This is a genomic window from Collimonas arenae (assembly GCF_000786695.1).
Lineage (GTDB): Bacteria > Pseudomonadota > Gammaproteobacteria > Burkholderiales > Burkholderiaceae_D > Collimonas > Collimonas arenae_A.
On the sequence record NZ_CP009962.1, the window covers coordinates 5,446,301 to 5,463,743 of the forward strand.

Sequence of the window (17,443 nt, forward strand, 5' to 3'; positions counted from 1 at the left end):
TATTTAAGCATGGCAACTATTTAATGTTGCCCCATGACATCTTTTTGTTATTGATAAAAACCGTTATCAAGAGTAAATGGGCGTGCAGATACCTGACTGACTTTGCATCGCAAAAGTCAGTCCGAGCTACTTACAACAGCTGGGGCGAAGCGAGGGATGCGGTTAAGGGGTAATCCCGCCACCAATGATCGCGTTTAAAAATAGGGCCGAGCTGCAAGTACCGCAGCTTCCATCCGGTTGACTGGCCTCGGCGCAACTCGTTCGTTGAACCGCTACTTAGAATATGCAGTAAAGCTTTTTGAGAAACAAATCTGCACTAAGGCAGATAGACCGTCGCCGAAAATTGACGTCAAATCATATGAAAACTCTACAATAACGAGATATACAGAAAATCTCACTTCTATAGCGAAGCCATAAGAGATCTCATCTTCTGCGACAAATAATCCCGATATGTATGGCGCATCCACCTGTAACTTATTGATTTCCCCTGTTTCCAGGGTCGGCCTTCATAACACTTTACGCTAGCGCTTTATTGGCAAAAAAAGAAAGAAACGAAAATGAACGCACTTGAAGCTCAGCTCAGCTACGCATTTGGCGATATGTTACCGGCCAGCGGCACCACACTCGAAGTTGCGCCGGGTGTGCGCTGGCTACGCATGGGCCTGCCTTTTGCCCTGGATCACATCAATCTGTGGCTGCTGGAAGACAGCATTGAAACCGAGGATGGTACCCGCCATGGCTGGACCATCATCGATTGCGGGATCTCCAGCGACGCCACGCGCGCCGCCTGGGATAAAATCTTTGCCAACGAGTTACGCGGCTTGCCTGTATTGCGGGTGCTGGTGACGCATTGCCATCCTGATCACGTCGGCCTGGCCGACTGGCTGTGTACGCGTTGGCAAGCACCTTTATGGATGAGCGGCGGCGAGTATTTTTCGGCCCGCATCATGTCCGCGGCTTTACCTGGCGCGGACGGCAGTGCGGCGTTGCCGCATTTCGAGCAACACGGCATGCGTGACCCTGAGGTCATCGCCAAGGTATCCCAGCGCAAATCCTATTATCCATCGATGGTGCCATCGGTACCGCAGGCCTATCACCGGCTGGCCGACCAGCAAAGCTTGCGCATCGGGCAACATCAATGGCGCGTAATCACCGGCTTCGGCCATGCGCCAGAACACGTGGCGCTCTATTGCGGCGATCTCAAACTGCTGGTTTCCGGCGATATGGTGCTGCCGCGGATTTCCACCAATGTATCCGTGTTTGCCATTGAGCCGGAGTCCAATCCGGTCCAGCAATATATGGATTCGCTGGAAAAATACCGCGGCCTGCCGGTTGAAACGCTGGTGCTGCCTTCGCACGGCAAGCCGTTCCGCGGTCTGCAGATCCGTATCGACCAATTGCAACAACACCATCGTGAAAGGCTTGTAGAAGTAGTGAGTGCTTGCACAAATGCACCGCAATCGGCCAGCGATATCGTTCCCATCATGTTCCGCCGCCCGCTCGACGCGCATCAGATGACGTTCGCGCTGGGCGAAGCATTGGCGCACCTGCACAAGCTGTGGTTTGACGGTGTGTTGAAACGGCGGCTGGATGCGGATCAGGTTTACCGCTTTAGCGCCGTTTAAGATCCCGACAATCCAGACTTAAGCAGACATTGCTTATTGCTGGATTGCCGCAACGATCATCGCCACCGCCAGCATCAGGCTGCCAGCAACGCGGTCCGTAATCCGCGCAAAGCTCGGACGGGTGGCGATAGTTTGCATTCTTCCCGCCAGCACCGCGTAGCCGATCAGGATAAAGAATTCCGGAATCATCGAACCCGCTGCCAGCCAGAGCATTTGCAGCGGCACGTTCGCGGCCGGATTCAGGAATTGCGGCAGGATCGCGATGAAAAAGATCAAGGCCTTGGGATTGGCGAGTTGCAGGGTCAGCCCACTCAGCCAGATTTTCCAGCCGGATGCGTTCCTGCCGTTCATTTTGGAAGCGGTAATCGGCGAAGGCCGGCCGAAAATCGCTGACAACCCAAGATAGGCCAGATAGGCCACGCCCAACCATTTCACCACCGTGAACAGGGTATGCGACGCGACAATCAACGCGCCCAGCCCTGTTGCCGAAATGATGAAATAAATCGCATTGGCGGTCAGTATCCCCAGCGTCGCAAAAATCGATTTTTTCCAGCCGGCTGTGATGCCATAGGCGACCACCAGCATGACCGCCGGTCCGGGCGAGGCCGACAAGGCCAGTTCGGTCAGGACGAACAGGAAGAAATTGTGGAATTCCATGGATCAATCCGTTATGCGCGCCTTGTGCGGCGCTTTTGAGAACAGCAGATCATATAGCCAGTTTGGCAATATCCGCAACAATTTGGCGACCACGCCCATTTGCCATGGGATCACCTGGTAGCTGCTGCCCCGCGCAACCGCCGCGCCGGTCTTAGCCGCAAAGCGGGACGCCGGCATCAGGAACGGCATCTTGTATGCATTCACCTGGGTCATCGGCGTATCGATATAACCAGGGACGATGGTAACTACCTTGATGCCGCTGCTACGTAATTCCACCCTGAGCGATTCGCAATAACTGATCACCGCCGCCTTAGAGCCGCTGTAAGCGCCAGCGCCCGGCAAGCCGCGAATCCCGGCCACGCTACCGACGCCTACCAGCCGCAAATCGCGCTGGCCGGCCTGGGCCTGGCGCTTCATGGTGGCGATAAACGGCGAAAAGGTCGCCACCATCGCCAGCACGTTGGTTGCGAAGACCCGGTCGAACACCTGCTGGTCCTCGGCATACTCGGTCAGCGTGCCTTGCGAAATACCGGCACTGGCGATCACCACATCGACGCCATTGCCGGCTGCAATGAAGTCCGCCGCCGCAGCAGCCAACGCGGCATGATCGTTGACGTCCAGCGCATACAGGCGATGCCGTTCCGGATGCGGCAGGCTGGCCAGCAGCTGTTCCAGCACCGGCTGCCGCCTGGCCACCAGCCCCAGTGCGGCGCCCTGCCCCGCATAATATTGCGCCAGGGCTGCGCCAATACCGCTGGAAGCGCCGGTGATGAATATGCGTTTCATGGGATGAACAATCTCCGTGATAGGTTAAAGCAGCGTGCCGCTGCATCAAACGCTGTTTGGCGACACCAGGCAAGCAACCCAGGCAAGGCCAGCAACTGCCGATAAAAAAGCCCGCCCTCTTGCGAGAGGCGGACTTTTCAATATCTACCGCTGACTGACCGCTGGGGCCATTCAGCTTATTTCTTGGTCGCTGCGACCTTGCTCACCAGGCCGTCCATCACTTGCAGCGTAGACTTGAACAAGGCTGGCTCGGTATCGCCTGCGCCTGGCGTTGCGCCGACGATTGACGGCGAGGTGACGTAGCGGCCATCAACCACCAGCATTGGCACGCCATCGACCTTATAGGCGTTTTGCAGCTGGGTGGCGCGGGTAACCTTGGTTTGTACCGCGAAGGAATTGTACACATCCACGAATTTGGCTTTGTCGAGACCTTGCTTGGCTGCGAAATCGGCAACCGCAGCATCTGTATTCAGGTTTTGACGCTGTACATGGATGGCAGCAAAAACCTTCTTGTGCATCTCAGGCAGCTTGCCCATCGCTTCCAGCGTGTAGTACAGCTTTTTCTGCGTTACATAAGGGGATTTCTTCGGATCGCCATTCGGATCGCCAAAGTCGACCGGCACACGCTTGAAAGAAATCTTGTCGCCCTGCTTGGCGATCCAGTCTTCCAGCGTCGGCTCAAGCGCATTGCAATGCGGGCAGAAGTAACCGAAGAACTCTGTTACTTCCACTTTTTTCCCCAGGCCGCTGTCAGTCGGCTGCGGATTGTCGAGAACTTTGTAGTCGGTGCCGGCAACCGGGCTGGCCGGCGATGCGCTCGCACTCACGGCAACCAGGCCGAGACTCAGGCTAAGACCAGCGACAGCCAAGGCTTTTTGAAAGAAACGCATGAAATATCCTTATTTTTAATTGCGGGACAGGGGCGCCTCTAGCCGAGCGCCTCTGTCCTCAACTGATTAGACAAAACATTTGAACTGCAAAGAAAATCGTTTACATAACAATGCAACTGGAAAATCTTTTAGAGGCTGTTGAATACACAGATGGCTGGGTGCTCCGAGGAAGGCCGTACGAGTAGTACGGCCAAGAGGAGCAACAACGCCAGGTGTGTTTGCAACGGCCTCTTATTTCGCAGCTCGCACCACAGCCGCATTAACGCCGTTATCTGACAACTTCCCGCGAATCCGGTTCATTGTTTCCAACTGATTAAATGGTCCGACCCGGACCCGGTACAGCGAACCCGTATCCGCCTGGCGTTCGCTGATCTTGGCTTCGAACCCCATCAGCGCCAGTTTGGCCTTGGCGCTTTCAGCTTCATTCTGTTCACGGAAAGCACCGACTTGCAGGAAATAGATGTAGTTGTCGTCGGCCACTGCGGCCTTGGTTTTGGCTTCGGCGATGTCGCCCGCAACCTTCTTGGCCTTGTCGGCAGTCGATTTATCGACCACCGGAGCAGGCTTCTCCTGCGCCTTGGCGACCAGCGCATCCAGCTTTTTCTCGGCAGCCTGGCTGACAGCGGCGGGCGAACCGTCGGTTGGCGCCGGCGGAATAGCAGGATTGGCAGGATTAGCGGGCGTGAACGCCTTGGCGGCTTCCTTGGCCGCGTCCTTGTTGCCGTAGAGGGATTTGTTTGGATCGGGCAGCTGGTCCGTGCCCGTGGCCGAAGCAGCAGGGGCGACAGGAGTCGTAATGGCATCGGCCGGCTTGTCGGCCTTGGCTGCCTTGTTCGTAAACGGCGTCGGCGTCTTGGTGATCATGATCGCCACCACAACGGCAATCGCCAATCCGATAATCAGGCCGAAAATCAGGCCCAGTAAAGTACCGCCAGCTTGCTTGTAGTTAAGCTTGGTTTGAAACCTATTGTTAAGTTTGCTCATACTTCCCCAATGACATACTGGTTACAGACAATTCCTGCCGGCAGCCAGGAACCGGCGCGGACGCCGGATCAGGCACATTGCCATGCAGAACTCGTCTATTGTAGATTCAAATCACATGCGTGCGGGTGCCGATACGCCGATCAGCGCCAGGCCGTTACGCAACACTTGGCGGGTTGCATACATCAGCGCCAGTCGCGCCAGCTTGAGGGCTTCATCATCGACCAAAACCCGCTCCGCATTGTAGTAGCTATGTAGCTCGCCCGCCAAATCGCGCAGATAAAACGCTACCTGGTGCGGTCCTAGCTCCTCCAGCGCGTGCTGCAGCATATCCGGATATTCCGCCAGCTTGGCCAGCAGGCTGGCTTCGCGCGGCGCGGTCAGCGGACTCAGGTCAATCTTCGCCAGGCTGGTTTCGTCGCCGGTCCACTGCGCCAGCACCGAACAGATACGCGCATGGGCGTATTGCACGTAATAGACCGGATTTTCGTCGGATTTAGCCAGCGCCAGGTCGACGTCGAACACGAATTCGGTATCGGCCTTGCGTGAGATGAGGAAAAAACGCACGGCATCGCGGCCGCGGGTCAGGTCGCGGCTGCCATCGGCGGCAACGTCTTCACCGGCCGACCATTCGATCAGGTCGCGCACCGTAACGTAAGAACCGGCGCGCTTGGAAATTTTCACCTCTTCGCCGTTCTTCATCACCGTGACCATCTTGTGCAGGATGTAATCCGGGTAGCCCTGCGGAATGCCCATATTGACTGCCTGCAAACCGGCCCGCACCCGCGCGATCGTGCCATGGTGGTCGCTGCCTTGGACGTTGATGACCTTGCCGAAGCCGCGCTGCCATTTGACGATGTGATAAGCGACGTCCGGCACAAAATAGGTATAAGTGCCGTCGGTCTTGCGCATCACGCGGTCTTTGTCGTCGCCGTAGTCGGTGGTGCGCAGCCACAGTGCGCCATCCAGCTCATAAGTAACGCCGGCGGCGATCAGGGCGTCGACTGCGGCATTGACCTTGCCATCCTTGTACAGCGAAGATTCCAGGAAATAGTTGTCGAACCTGACGCCGAAAGCCAGCAAATCCAGATCCTGCTCACGACGCAGGTAGGCAACCGCAAACTTGCGGATCGATTCGATATCGTTAACGTCGCCGCTGGCGGTCGCCGGCTCGCCGTCGCTCGCTGCCACGGTCTTGCGCTCCAGGAAATCCCGGGCGATGTCGTCGATGTAATCGCCGTTGTAAGCACTTTCCGGCCATTCGGCGTCGCCCGGCTTGAAGCCGTTGGCGCGCGCCTGGACCGAGGTCGCCAGGGTAGCTATCTGGACGCCGGCGTCGTTGTAGTAAAACTCGCGGGTGACATCAAAACCTTGCATTTCAAACAATGCCGACAACGCATCGCCCAGCGCGCCTTGGCGGCCGTGGCCAACGTGCAACGGTCCGGTCGGATTGGCCGAGACGAATTCGACCAGCACCTTTTTACCGGCGCCAAGCTGGCTCTTGCCGAATTCAGCCGCTTGTTCCAGCACGGTCTTGACCACTTGCTGCTTGGCGGCGGCCGTCAGGCGCAGGTTGATAAAACCGGGACCGGCGATTTCCGCAGCTTCGATCAGATTACCACCTGCCGCGCCCGCCATGACTGCCGCCACCACGGCTTGCGCCAGCTCACGCGGATTCTTTTTCAGCGGCTTCGCCAGTTGCATGGCGATATTGCAAGCGACATCGCCATGTGACGGATCGCGCGGACGCTCCAGCGTGACCGTCGGCGTCAAGCCGCTATCTGCAACGATGGGCTGCAATGCAGCGTTAAAAAGGTCGATGATCTGTTGTTTTTGCGGTGCTAGCATAAGATTGATAGTCAGTAGAACAAGAATGCGGCGCGGAAATACGCTGCGCCGCATGGGATTAAGCGAAAGTCTGAGGGATTGTTGAAACGCTTGGACCACTCCCTGACAGCCTTGGTTATTTCCGATTATACCGGCTTGGCGTACCGCCTTGGCGCAGCAATCTTCACCCCGTTTGCCGGGCGCGGCAAAGCCATGCCGCAAATTCCCCGCTCCTCTGCACGCAACAAAAACTGCTGCTAAGATGCAGCGTCTTGGCCGGGAGCGCTTCGGCCACAGCGATTTTGCATCCCTTTATTAGTGTTTAATTAGTGTTTATATACAAGAAACTACAGGAAACATCATGACTCAATCCACGCCACGCGTTGCCGATCATCCGGCCCATCCGCAATTCCTCAGCCGCTGGTCGCCCCGCGCTTATGCCAATGACGAAATGTCAGAGCAAGAATTGCTGACCATCCTCGAAGCAGCGCGCTGGGCACCATCGTCCTATAACTCGCAGCCATGGCGCTTCGTCTTCGCCCGCCGCGGCACGCCGCAATGGACCAAATTGCTGGGCTTGCTCAACGAATTCAATCGCAGCTGGGCTGAAAACGCCGCTGCGCTGGTGATCGTTTTGTCGAAAACCACTTTTGCGCCGCCGGGCAGCAGCGAAGAATTGCCTGCGCCTACCCATTCTTTCGACGCCGGTTCAGCCTGGGGTTACCTGGCCCTGCAAGCTAGCCTGTCCGGCTGGCATGCGCATGGCATGGCTGGTTTCGACAAAGAAAAGACGCGTACGGAACTGGGTGTACCTGCAAACTTTGCAATCGAAGCAGCGGTAGCCATCGGCAAGATCGGCGACAAAGCCATGTTGCCGGAAGGTTTGCGCGCCAAGGAAGAACCTAGCCCGCGTTTGCCTTTGCACGCGTTGGTGTCGGAAGGTACTTTCAAGGCTTAATTCGAGACTAAATCTAGAGCTTGGCAATGATTGCATTGCTTAGGCAAGCAAATTCGATGCGGATTAACGGTACAAGCTGTTAATCCGCATTTTCATATTTGCCCTTGTTTCATTCAAACACGGGCCGGAAGAAGCTGCGCTCATAACTGATAATGCATTTGGTATCCTCGGCGTACTTGAACGCTTCCTGGCATGCCGGGTCGTTCGCCATCTTGATGCGATATTGTTCGTAGGCGGCAAGGCTGGGGAAGGTGAACAATGCCAAGGCGACATTGTTGGCGCCTTCGGACGGCAAGAAGTAACCGTGGTGCGTACCGCCGAATTTTTCCACCAGCGGTATCCATAATTTCCCGTAGTGTTCAAATTCCTTGAGTTTGCCGGCATCGATGATGTATCGCAGATAACAAGTAACCATTTTTCTCTCTGATATATATGTATCGTTTAAAGGTACTAAGAGGTTGTTGCAAACACAGATAGCTAGCCGCGTTGCCAGTTGACCAGCACGATCCCGCTCAGGACCAGCAATGCCCCAAACACAAACGGCAAGCCGATCGGATCGTCCAGCAGCAACACGCCGAAACTGACGCCGAACAGCGGCGTCAGAAATGAAAACACGGTGAGCCGGGACGCAAGGTATCGACGCAGCATCCAGAACCACGCGAGGAAACTGCCGAAAGCCACGATCAGCGACTGGAACGCCAGGCTGGCCCACATGACGCCTGTCAGTGGTGCGACTTCAGTCTGTCCCGAAACCAGCGCCAGCAGCGGCAACGCCAGGGCCGCGACCACCAGCTGGTACCACAGGGTCATGCTGGGCGACGCATTAGTCAGGACGCTGCGCTTGATCATGATGGTGGTTGCAGCCCAAAATACGGCAGCCAGCACGCCGAGCGCGTCGCCGATCAAGGTCCCGCTGAAACCGGCGCCGGCTTCAAAGCCGCCCGCAAACGCCACCGCGATGCCGGCGAACAGCAAGCCGGTCGCCAGACCCGGCCAGAAACTGCCGTCGGTCAACGAAAATTTGCTGCCGCGCCACCACATCAGGCCGCTCACCAGTACCGCTGCAACGGTGGAGCGCAGGCCATTTTGCAATATCGGCGAGATACTCGGCGCCGCCACCTTGATCGCCACCTGCTGCAGCCCCCAGCACATACACAGGATTAACATCAGGCTCATGGCCAAGCCGTCTAGCGGCTTGCGGGTGGTAGGCATATTACTGTCTTTCAAAGGCAGGGATTGTTTGTCATAAATGTCATTTTACTCAGCGTTGATTTATCCCTATCATCAACGTCATTGGCCGCCATCGCGGGCCTAGAGATCAGATTGCAAGGAGTATGCTTGAAAGTAGTCACTTTTGCATTGCCGGCAGCAAACCCTCATCGCCGGAGCCGATTATTCATACGCTAAAAAGCGCGCCGAATGCCAGCGCAACAACCCAGTCCCGCCCTCGCAAGCTACTGCTGTTAAGCGTTTCCGCCGGCGCCGGTCACATGCGCGCCGCCGAAGCGCTGCGGGCTTATGCCGCCGCCGAATTCCCGGATACCGAGGCGATCCACCTGGACGCCATGGATTTCGTTCCCGCCGGCTTCAGGGCGGTGTATACCGATTTCTATCTGCATCTGGTGAACCGCCATCCCGCGCTGTGGGGCTACGTTTATCAAAAAAGCGACAAGGCCTTGAGCAGCTCGCCGACGCAAAAATTGCGGCGCGCGATCGAGCGCATCAGCACCCGCCCCCTGCGCAAGGCGATCCAGGCGGCAGCGCCGGACGCCATCATCTGCACCCATTTCCTGCCGGCTGAATTGCTGGCGCGAGAAATCGGCAAGCAACGCGTGGTGTGTCCGGTCTGGGTACAGGTCACGGATTTCGATCTGCACAGCATGTGGCTGCAGCCGCTGATGCAGGGTTATTTTGCCGCTACCGAAGAAATCGCTTACCGCATGCGCACGCGCGGGCTGGCGGCCGATGCGGTGCATGTGACCGGGATCCCGATCATGCCCGGCTTCGGCCGGACGCTGGCGCGCAAACAATGCGCAAGAGAATTCGGACTGGACCCGCAACGCAAGATCATCCTGATGATGTCCGGCGGCGCCGGCATCGGCGATCTCGACAAGACGGTACAGCGCTTGCTGTCGCTGCCGGACGATTTCCAGCTAGTGGCGCTGGCCGGCAAGAATGCCGCCATGCTGGCCGATTTGCAGCAACTGGCAAAGGCGCATCCGACGCGCCTGTTTCCGTTCGGCTTTACCAACCGGGTTGATGAACTGATGGCGTGCGCCGACCTCGCGATTACCAAGCCGGGCGGCCTGACCACTTCCGAATGCCTGGCGATGGGCGTGCCGATGATCATTCATTCGCCCATCCCCGGACAGGAAGAACGCAACGCCGACTATCTGCTGGAGCAAGGCGCTGCGCTCAAGGCGATCGACCTGACCGCCCTCGAATACCGCCTGCAGCAATTGCTGCATCAACCGGAATTGCTGCAGCACCTGCGCCAGCGCAGCCTGGCGCTAGGCCGGCCGCAAGCCGGCCGTGCTGTGCTGCAAACGGTCCTTAGCAAACTCGATTCTCAATTCAAATACTCCTCGCCATGACTGCTTCCACACCTTATCGCCGCATCTTCGGCATGCTGTTCTGGGCGGTGCTGACCGCCTTCTTTTTCGCCAACGTCGAAATCCAGATCGAGGGCGCGGCGGGCTGGGCAGCCAATCTGCCGACCTGGCGCATCGAGCATCACTGGCTGCTCGACATCTTCTGGGGCGGCCGCGCCATGACCGGCTATCACGCCTGGGTGTTCCCTTTCATCGCCTTGATGTTCCACTATCCGATCTGGTTCAACGGTAGCTGGGACTGGCGCGCCGAAAGCCGCATCATGGCCTCCATCATGGTGTTCTGGATCAGCGAAGACTGGCTATGGTTCGTGCTCAATCCGGCCTACGGCCTGGCGCGCTTCAACCCGATCGACGTGCCGTGGCACAAGCACTGGCTAGGCGGCGTGCCGGTCGATTACTGGATTTATTCGACAGTAGCAATCCTGCTTTTATGGCTGGCAGAGCGCAACGCCCGTCCGGGCCGGGTTGTACTTGGTCAAAACTGATTTAAAGCTAGAGCTCATTTCATCAATATCCCTCCGCAAAAATTCTACCTGCCGTTGGTGTGACGTCATGAAAAGTGACATCACTCCAGCGGCACGGCCGGTCAGTAAAACATCTCTTCTTTCGTTCTAAATATTCCGCATTTCCACGCCTGGAAAAATGCACATTCCATCCCCTTATTTCATCAATATCCTCAATCCCTACATATGTGAATCTCTACTTCTGTATAGAACTAGAGATGCACATATGTATTGTAAAAACAGTTGGAACTTGATACATTTCTGGCCCTTACCTGGTTTGAAATGCTGTTAATGCTGAATAAAAAAAATCCGAAAAAAAACCCTCAAAAAGACGAAAAAAACACGTCTCTCTCGCAAAAAAACGCGCCTCTCTTGAAAAAAAACACGTCTCTCTCTCAAAAAAACGCGTCTCTCTCGCCAAAAAATGCGTCTGATCCGCGTTTGCCTCGCTATTTGCAAGTCCGTGACGATCTCTTGAAAAGGATCGTTTTGCGTAGCTGGGCCGCTGATGAAGCGCTACCGTCTGAAGAAAAACTGGCCGCCGAATATGACATTGCGGTTGGTACGATGCGCAAGGTGCTCGACACGCTGGTCAATGACGGCATCGTCGATCGCGTGCGCGGACGCGGGACATTTGTCGCGTGCGCTGCAGAACGCTCTTCAATGCTGCGCTTTGTACGCGCTCAGGGAAAAACCAGGAATGAATTGCCGGTCACGCACATCCGGTCGATGACGACTGCCATACCTCCGGCTGCAGTAGCGGAAAAACTCAAACTCAAGCCGCGCGACAAAACCCTCTATCTGCATCGCACCCGGTCTTTGAATGATGAGATTGTTTTGTCAGAGCATATCTGGCTGCCGCTGGCGCGCTTCCGCAAGCTACAAAAATATCTTAAAAGCAACTCTCCGCCTTTTTTGTATCCTGTCTATGAGAGCGAATGCGACGTGCTGGTCTCGCGCGCCATTGATGACTTGACGGCAAAACCTTTGAACCGTGCCAACGCCGCCGTATTCAAGCTGAAAACCAAGACCGTGGCGATTTGTGTGGAACGATTGATGCTGGACCATGCCGGCGAACCGGTCGAATGGCGCAGCTCCTTCGTACCGGCCGAGCGCTTTCAATACTCTGCAGAAGTGCGTTAACAGACTTAGAGGCTGTTGCGAACACAGATGGCTAGGCGCTCCGACGAAGACAGTACAAGTAGTACGGCAAGGAGGGTGTAGCGGGGGTTTCAGACGACATTGTCGTCTGCCTGCGGAACGACCCGGGCTTGCAAGCGGGGGGGACCCTGCAAGGGCAACAACGCCAGGTGTGTTTGCAACAGCCTCTTAGGCGGTCGGCAATCAGCCGCACGCCATCCTCCCGGACAGTCGATTCACGACGCATTTCTGCATTTCGTCGCTTTCCGCTTCTCCCAGTTGTGCCGCGACCAGATAATCGCCGCAGATCAATCAATGGGAGAACATCATGTTTGCACAAATCATTTCGCACACGCCGCTTTGGGTCTGGGCCTTGCTGGCGTTTCTGGTCTATCGCGGCATCCTGGCCAGCGCCGACCGCGAAGTCACGCTGAAAAAGCTGTCCATCATTCCTCTGGTGATGCTGGCGCTTTCCTGGCAAGGCATAGCCAGCAGTTTCGGCATCACGCCGTTAACCACGGCCTGCTGGCTGCTGGCCGCAGGTGTCACAGCAGCACTCAGCTGGGTCCTTTTCAGGAAAAGCAGGGTAGTTGCCTATCCAGAGCGCGGTGTTGTGTTCCAGCGCGGCAGCTGGTTGCCATTGGTGCTGATGATGGGAATTTTCCTGACCAAATATATCGTTGGCGTATTGCTGGCAATACATCCATCGCTTGCCCAGGACCCCGCATTCACGGCTGTGGTTTGCACGCTGTACGGCATTTTCAACGGCATGCTCATCGGGCGCCTGTCGCGCATCGCCAGCCTGTACCGCAGCGCACAGTCATCGGCGAATCTCTACGGCGGCCGGTTGAACGGTTGATTGCAGCGTCAAAAAAAATGCCGACCGGAAAACCGGTCGGCACAAACATCCCCCATAGGACGCTTAACTTTTAAAGGCGGTGCAGGCGGATCAACAACAGCGCCCGACCCGGCCATTGCCGCCATAGCGTGCTTCCTGGCGCTCCTTGAAGAACTCTTCGTAGCTCATCATCGGCTCGCCCGGATGCGTGTTTTCCATGTGCGTCACGTAAGTGCCGTACTCAGGCAGGCCCACCATCAACCGCATGGATTGACCGAGGTAGCGTCCGGCTTTAACTATTTCATCCAACATAGCCAGCCTTTCAGGTTGTGGGCAGGGCGCTCGCCGGTAGCGCTTCAAACGGCGTCTCGCTGGTGCTAGGCTTGCTGGTGGCGCGTGCCGCCAGCACTGTCTTGATGCCAAAACCGAGAACGCTCAGCAACACCAGGATGAAGAACGCCGCCAGTCCGGCATCCAGGTAATCGTTGAAAATGATTTGCTGCATCTGCGCCACCGATTTGGCCGGCGCCAGCAGTTTTCCTTCGGCCAGGGCCGCCTGGTATTTGCTGGCGTGGGTCAGGAAGCCGACGCGCGGATTGGCGTCGAAGATCTTTTGCCAGCCGGCGGTCAGGGTGCAAATCAGAATCCAGACAGTCGGCACGATGGTGACCCAGGCGAAACGATCGCGCTTCATCTTGAACAGCACGCATGTCGCCAGGATCAGCGCAATCCCCGCCAGCATCTGGTTGGAGATGCCGAACAGCGGCCACAAGGTATTGATGCCGCCCAGTGGATCGACCACGCCCTGGTACAGAAAGTAGCCCCAGCCTGCGACGCACAGGCCCGTCGCGATAAGACTGGCCGGTAGCGAATCGGTCTTGCGCATGGATGGCACAAAAGTGCCGAGCAGATCCTGCAGCATGAAGCGTCCGGCGCGGGTACCGGCATCCACTGCGGTGAGGATGAACAAGGCTTCGAACAAGATCGCGAAGTGGTACCAGAACGCCATCATGACTTTGCCGCCGCCAACGCTGGAGAGAATGTGCGCCATGCCAACCGCCAGGGTCGGTGCGCCGCCTGCGCGCGAAATGATGCTGTGCTCGCCGACATCCTTGGCCACCTGCGCCAGCATTTCCGGCGTCACATAAAAGCCCCATTGCGATACCGCATGCGCTGCAGTTTCGACCGTGGTGCCGATCAACGCCGCTGGACTGTTCATCGCGAAATACACACCCGGCTCAATGCAGGACGCGGCGATGAGCGCCATGATGGCGACAAAGGATTCCATCAGCATCGCGCCGTAGCCAATGAAACGCGCATGGCGTTCGTTTTCCAGCAATTTCGGCGTGGTGCCGGAAGCGATCAACGCATGGAAACCCGAGACTGCGCCGCAGGCGATAGTAATGAACAAGAAGGGGAACAGGCTGCCCGACCAGACCGGACCCGAGCCATCCATGAACTGGGTGAAGGCTGGCATTTTCAGTTCCGGCGCGACAAATACAATGCCCAGCGCCAGGCCGACAATGGTACCGATCTTGAGAAAAGTCGAGAGGTAGTCGCGCGGCGCCAGCAGCAGCCAGACCGGCAACACTGATGCGATGAAACCGTAGCCGATCAACATCCAGGTCAGTTCTTTACCGGTAAAGGTAAACATGGCGCCCAGCACCGCATGTTCCTGCACATACTGGCCGCCGACGATCGCCAGCATCAGCAGCACAAAACCGATCAGCGAGATTTCGCCGATGCGTCCCGGCCGCAGATAACGGGTGTACACGCCCATGAACAGCGCGATAGGAATCGTCGCCATCACGGTGAAGGTGCCCCAGGGAGATTCCGCCAGCGCCTTGACCACGATCAGCGCCAGCACCGCAAGGATGATCACCATGATCATGAAGGTGCCGAACAATGCGATCACGCCAGGAATCGGACCCAGCTCGGATTTGATCAGATCACCCAGCGAACGGCCGTCGCGGCGGGTCGAGATGAACAGCACCATCAGATCCTGCACCGCGCCGGCAAACACCACCCCGGCCAATATCCACAACATTCCCGGCAGGTAACCCATCTGCGCCGCCAGCACCGGGCCGACCAGCGGACCCGCGCCGGCAATCGCCGCAAAGTGATGGCCGAACAAGACGTTCTTGTTGGTCGGCACATAATCCAGGCCGTCGTTAAACTTGTAGGCCGGCGTCATGCGCTTGGCGTCCAGGCCGAGCACCTTGTCGGATATATAGAGGCTGTAGAAGCGGTAAGCGATCAGATAGACGCAGACGGCGGCGATCACGATCCAGATGGCGCTGATGGATTCGCCGCGCTGCAGGCCGATGTAGCCAAACGCGAATGCACCGAGCAGGGCCAGCGCAAGCCAGCCCATTTTTGAATATAGACGATTCATTGGTCTCCTCCCAGAGGGAAAGAATGTTGTTAGATATTGTTTTTATTAGGGTGTGCGGCTGACGCCGGCCAGGCAGCAGGAACCGCGGCCAAAGTATTTGGCATACGGAGCATGAGAACAAGCGAGGAACTACGCAAAACCTTTACGTAGTACTACGTAGTCTCTATGGGAAATTTCACTACGGCGCTGGGGATTTTTTCAGATCCGCCTGCGATTACGAGTAAAGTAGCGCCATGAAATTAAGGCAAAAAATCATCTTCATGGCCATCGTCCCGCTGATCCTGGCGCTGTGCGCCATTGCGCTGGCGGTGCGCCATCAGGCCATTTCACTAGGGCAGCAGCAGCGCGCAACAATCCAGGCAGCGTATCTGGCCAGCAAGGAAGCCGAGCTCAAGCACTATGTAGCGCTGGCAACGCGTTCGATCGCCCATCTCTACGAATCCGGCCGCAGTGACCAGGCCACGCTGGACGAGGCCAAGGCAATCCTGGCCAAGCTGTCCTACGGCGACGACGGTTACTTCTTTATCTACGATATGCAAGGCAAGAGCCTGATGCATCCGCGCCAGCCGGAGCTGGTCGGACGCGATTTGTGGGACATGAAAGATGCGAATGGCAGCCTGACCATCCAGCACCTGATAGAACGCGCCAGGAGCGGTGGCGGCTTTGAACGCTATTTGTGGGGAAAGCCGTCCAGCCACCATGTGGCGCCCAAGCTCGGCTATGTGGTGGCGTTACCTAAATGGGGCTGGATGCTGGGTACCGGTATCTATCTGGACGACGTCGACGATGCACTCAGCAAGATCGACGCCCAGGTTTCCGGCAATATCCGCAACACCATGTGGTGGATCGCCGGCATCGCCATCCTGAGCGCATTGGTGGTCGGGGCGTCGGGACTGGTGCTCAACATCAGCGAGCACCGGGTGGCAGACGCCAAGCTGAAAGTCCTGGCGCAACGCGTGGTGCGTTCGCAGGAAGAGGAACGCGCAAGGTTGTCACGCGATCTGCACGACGGCATCAGCCAGTGGCTGGTCTCGATCAAGCTGCAGATCGAAGCCGGCATCACCCGACTGGATAACGGCCCGCAACATGCCACGGCGGCGCGCACGACCTTCGAACGCACTGCTGGCCAGCTCAATGACGTGTTGGGCGAAGTACGCCGTATTTCGCACGATCTGCGTCCGGCGATCCTGGATGATCTTGGTCTTGCGGCTGCGCTGGAACACCTGACTCAGGAATGGCTGGAACATGCCGGCATCCCGATCACATTCAAGCACGCAGGTCACACCGACGGCTTGCCCGCGGTCGCCAATACCGTGCTGTTCCGCATCGCCCAGGAAGCCCTGACCAATATCGCCCGCCATTCACAGGCGACACAGATCGACATCATGTTGCAAGGCGATGCGCAAGCGATTACCTTGACCGTGCAAGACAACGGCGTCGGTTTCGACGTCGATAAAATCGACGGCAATCCGAAGCGCGGCATCGGCTTGCGTAATATGGTCGAGCGGCTGGAAGCAGTCGGCGGCAGTCTCGGCATCAGTTCATCAGCCGCAGGCACTCGCGTGCTGGCAACCATTCCCCACACATCTTATGCCTGAAACAATTACGAAGATCATGCTGGTCGATGACCATCCGCTGGTGCGCGACGGCTTGCGCGCACGGCTGGAAGCCGTGCCGAATTTCGCCATCGTGGCCGAAGCCGGCAGCGCCGAGGAAGCCCTGCAGCGCGCCGAAGAGCAACCGATAGACCTGATTCTGATGGATATCAACCTGCGCGGCGGCAGCAACGGCATCGACCTGACGGCGCGCTTCCATGCCAGCTTCCCGGAAATCGCCGTACTTATCCTGAGCATGCACGACAAGACCGAGTACCTGATGCAGTCGGTGCAGGCTGGCGCCCGCGGTTATGTGCTGAAAGACGCGCCCGGCAAGGACATCGTGCATGCGATAGAAACCGTGATTTCGGGCGGCATGTACTACAGCGCGGCGCTGGCGCAGAAGCTGGCGCGGCCGATGACGCCGGGACAATTGTTGACTGCCCGCGAGCGCCAAGTGCTGCAACACATCGCCAACGGCGAATCGAACAAGCAGATTGCGCGCGACCTCGATTTAAGCGTGCGCACCGTGGAAGCCCACCGGCTCAACATCAAGCGCAAGCTGGATATAGAGGGGCAGGCCGAGCTGATCAAGTTCGCGGTGGAAAATAATTTTCGCTAAGAAGCTGATCAAGG

General features: G+C 57.3%; 17 protein-coding genes. 8 read left to right on the plus strand and 9 right to left on the minus strand.

Annotation, left to right across the window (positions count from 1 at the left end; translation table 11 throughout):
• Positions 1-557: 557 nt before the first annotated feature.
• Positions 558-1,625: an MBL fold metallo-hydrolase gene (locus LT85_RS24110; RefSeq protein ID WP_038494151.1), complete on the plus strand. Its 1,068-nt coding sequence runs from the start codon at positions 558-560 to the stop codon at positions 1,623-1,625.
• A 33-nt stretch (positions 1,626-1,658) separates the two neighbouring features.
• Here the strand turns inward: LT85_RS24110 and LT85_RS24115 are convergent, their stop codons facing one another.
• The 5 genes from LT85_RS24115 to argS form a co-directional block, all read right to left on the minus strand.
• Positions 1,659-2,282 (minus strand): LysE family translocator, encoded by a 624-nt coding sequence (locus LT85_RS24115; RefSeq protein WP_052135435.1) that lies wholly within the window; start codon positions 2,280-2,282, stop codon positions 1,659-1,661.
• 3 nt (positions 2,283-2,285) lie between these two features.
• Complete coding sequence (locus LT85_RS24120) at positions 2,286-3,068, minus strand: SDR family oxidoreductase (RefSeq protein ID WP_038494154.1); 783 nt, start codon at positions 3,066-3,068, stop codon at positions 2,286-2,288.
• A 176-nt stretch (positions 3,069-3,244) separates the two neighbouring features.
• Complete coding sequence (locus tag LT85_RS24125; protein WP_038494156.1) at positions 3,245-3,958, minus strand: thiol:disulfide interchange protein DsbA/DsbL; 714 nt, start codon at positions 3,956-3,958, stop codon at positions 3,245-3,247.
• 231 nt (positions 3,959-4,189) lie between these two features.
• A complete protein-coding gene (locus tag LT85_RS24130) occupies positions 4,190-4,942 on the minus strand; it encodes an SPOR domain-containing protein (protein WP_038494158.1) in 753 nt (250 codons plus the stop codon).
• Between the two features lie 111 nt (positions 4,943-5,053).
• Positions 5,054-6,787 (minus strand): arginine--tRNA ligase, encoded by a 1,734-nt coding sequence (gene argS / locus LT85_RS24135; RefSeq protein ID WP_038497387.1) that lies wholly within the window; start codon positions 6,785-6,787, stop codon positions 5,054-5,056.
• A gap of 340 nt (positions 6,788-7,127) precedes the next feature.
• On the opposite strand from argS, the gene LT85_RS24140 reads away from it, so the two are divergent.
• Positions 7,128-7,724 (plus strand): nitroreductase family protein, encoded by a 597-nt coding sequence (locus LT85_RS24140; RefSeq protein ID WP_038494160.1) that lies wholly within the window; start codon positions 7,128-7,130, stop codon positions 7,722-7,724.
• Positions 7,725-7,833: 109 nt separating this feature from the next.
• Here LT85_RS24140 and LT85_RS24145 read toward each other — a convergent pair whose 3' ends face one another.
• Both LT85_RS24145 and LT85_RS24150 read right to left on the minus strand, forming a co-directional pair.
• Complete coding sequence (locus LT85_RS24145) at positions 7,834-8,139, minus strand: NIPSNAP family protein (protein ID WP_038494165.1); 306 nt, start codon at positions 8,137-8,139, stop codon at positions 7,834-7,836.
• A gap of 62 nt (positions 8,140-8,201) precedes the next feature.
• The gene (locus LT85_RS24150; protein ID WP_038494168.1) at positions 8,202-8,936 is read right to left on the minus strand and encodes a DMT family transporter; all 735 of its coding nucleotides are present in this window, start codon (positions 8,934-8,936) and stop codon (positions 8,202-8,204) included.
• Positions 8,937-9,214: 278 nt separating this feature from the next.
• Here LT85_RS24150 and LT85_RS24155 point away from each other — a divergent pair, with 278 nt between their 5' ends.
• The 4 genes from LT85_RS24155 (at position 9,215) to LT85_RS24170 (ending at position 12,838) form a co-directional block, all read left to right on the plus strand.
• Positions 9,215-10,318 (plus strand): MGDG synthase family glycosyltransferase, encoded by a 1,104-nt coding sequence (locus LT85_RS24155; RefSeq protein ID WP_052135595.1) that lies wholly within the window; start codon positions 9,215-9,217, stop codon positions 10,316-10,318.
• Complete coding sequence (locus LT85_RS24160) at positions 10,315-10,821, plus strand: hypothetical protein (protein ID WP_038494170.1); 507 nt, start codon at positions 10,315-10,317, stop codon at positions 10,819-10,821. The genes LT85_RS24155 and LT85_RS24160 overlap by 4 nt, the downstream gene beginning before the upstream one ends.
• Before the next feature lie 261 nt (positions 10,822-11,082).
• Positions 11,083-11,982: a GntR family transcriptional regulator gene (locus LT85_RS24165; protein WP_253273619.1), complete on the plus strand. Its 900-nt coding sequence runs from the start codon at positions 11,083-11,085 to the stop codon at positions 11,980-11,982.
• Between the two features lie 325 nt (positions 11,983-12,307).
• Positions 12,308-12,838 carry a DUF6622 family protein gene (locus LT85_RS24170; RefSeq protein ID WP_038494174.1) on the plus strand — a complete coding sequence of 177 codons (531 nt, stop codon included), beginning with the start codon at positions 12,308-12,310 and terminating at the stop codon, positions 12,836-12,838.
• A 90-nt stretch (positions 12,839-12,928) separates the two neighbouring features.
• Here LT85_RS24170 and LT85_RS24175 read toward each other — a convergent pair whose 3' ends face one another.
• Entirely contained in the window at positions 12,929-13,129 is a 201-nt protein-coding gene (locus tag LT85_RS24175) for a YbdD/YjiX family protein (protein ID WP_038494177.1), read from the minus strand.
• A gap of 10 nt (positions 13,130-13,139) precedes the next feature.
• A complete protein-coding gene (locus LT85_RS24180; protein WP_038494180.1) occupies positions 13,140-15,212 on the minus strand; it encodes a carbon starvation CstA family protein in 2,073 nt (690 codons plus the stop codon).
• A 233-nt stretch (positions 15,213-15,445) separates the two neighbouring features.
• On the opposite strand from LT85_RS24180, the gene LT85_RS24185 reads away from it, so the two are divergent.
• Together LT85_RS24185 and LT85_RS24190 are read left to right on the plus strand one after the other, a co-directional pair.
• The gene (locus LT85_RS24185; RefSeq protein WP_038494182.1) at positions 15,446-16,810 is read left to right on the plus strand and encodes a cache domain-containing protein; all 1,365 of its coding nucleotides are present in this window, start codon (positions 15,446-15,448) and stop codon (positions 16,808-16,810) included.
• Positions 16,803-17,429, plus strand: a complete 627-nt coding sequence (locus LT85_RS24190; RefSeq protein ID WP_038494184.1) for a response regulator — start codon at positions 16,803-16,805, stop codon at positions 17,427-17,429. The genes LT85_RS24185 and LT85_RS24190 overlap by 8 nt, the downstream gene beginning before the upstream one ends.
• The last annotated feature ends 14 nt before the right edge of the window (positions 17,430-17,443 follow it).

Coding starts and splice junctions, on each gene's coding strand:
- LT85_RS24110 (WP_038494151.1), top strand. CDS start 558: ATGAACGCACTTGAAGCTCAGCTCAGCTACGCATTTGGCGATATGTTA.
- LT85_RS24115 (WP_052135435.1), bottom strand. CDS start 2,282: ATGGAATTCCACAATTTCTTCCTGTTCGTCCTGACCGAACTGGCCTTG.
- LT85_RS24120 (WP_038494154.1), bottom strand. CDS start 3,068: ATGAAACGCATATTCATCACCGGCGCTTCCAGCGGTATTGGCGCAGCC.
- LT85_RS24125 (WP_038494156.1), bottom strand. CDS start 3,958: ATGCGTTTCTTTCAAAAAGCCTTGGCTGTCGCTGGTCTTAGCCTGAGT.
- LT85_RS24130 (WP_038494158.1), bottom strand. CDS start 4,942: ATGAGCAAACTTAACAATAGGTTTCAAACCAAGCTTAACTACAAGCAA.
- argS (WP_038497387.1), bottom strand. CDS start 6,787: ATGCTAGCACCGCAAAAACAACAGATCATCGACCTTTTTAACGCTGCA.
- LT85_RS24140 (WP_038494160.1), top strand. CDS start 7,128: ATGACTCAATCCACGCCACGCGTTGCCGATCATCCGGCCCATCCGCAA.
- LT85_RS24145 (WP_038494165.1), bottom strand. CDS start 8,139: ATGGTTACTTGTTATCTGCGATACATCATCGATGCCGGCAAACTCAAG.
- LT85_RS24150 (WP_038494168.1), bottom strand. CDS start 8,936: ATGCCTACCACCCGCAAGCCGCTAGACGGCTTGGCCATGAGCCTGATG.
- LT85_RS24155 (WP_052135595.1), top strand. CDS start 9,215: ATGCGCGCCGCCGAAGCGCTGCGGGCTTATGCCGCCGCCGAATTCCCG.
- LT85_RS24160 (WP_038494170.1), top strand. CDS start 10,315: ATGACTGCTTCCACACCTTATCGCCGCATCTTCGGCATGCTGTTCTGG.
- LT85_RS24170 (WP_038494174.1), top strand. CDS start 12,308: ATGTTTGCACAAATCATTTCGCACACGCCGCTTTGGGTCTGGGCCTTG.
- LT85_RS24175 (WP_038494177.1), bottom strand. CDS start 13,129: ATGTTGGATGAAATAGTTAAAGCCGGACGCTACCTCGGTCAATCCATG.
- LT85_RS24180 (WP_038494180.1), bottom strand. CDS start 15,212: ATGAATCGTCTATATTCAAAAATGGGCTGGCTTGCGCTGGCCCTGCTC.
- LT85_RS24185 (WP_038494182.1), top strand. CDS start 15,446: ATGAAATTAAGGCAAAAAATCATCTTCATGGCCATCGTCCCGCTGATC.
- LT85_RS24190 (WP_038494184.1), top strand. CDS start 16,803: ATGCCTGAAACAATTACGAAGATCATGCTGGTCGATGACCATCCGCTG.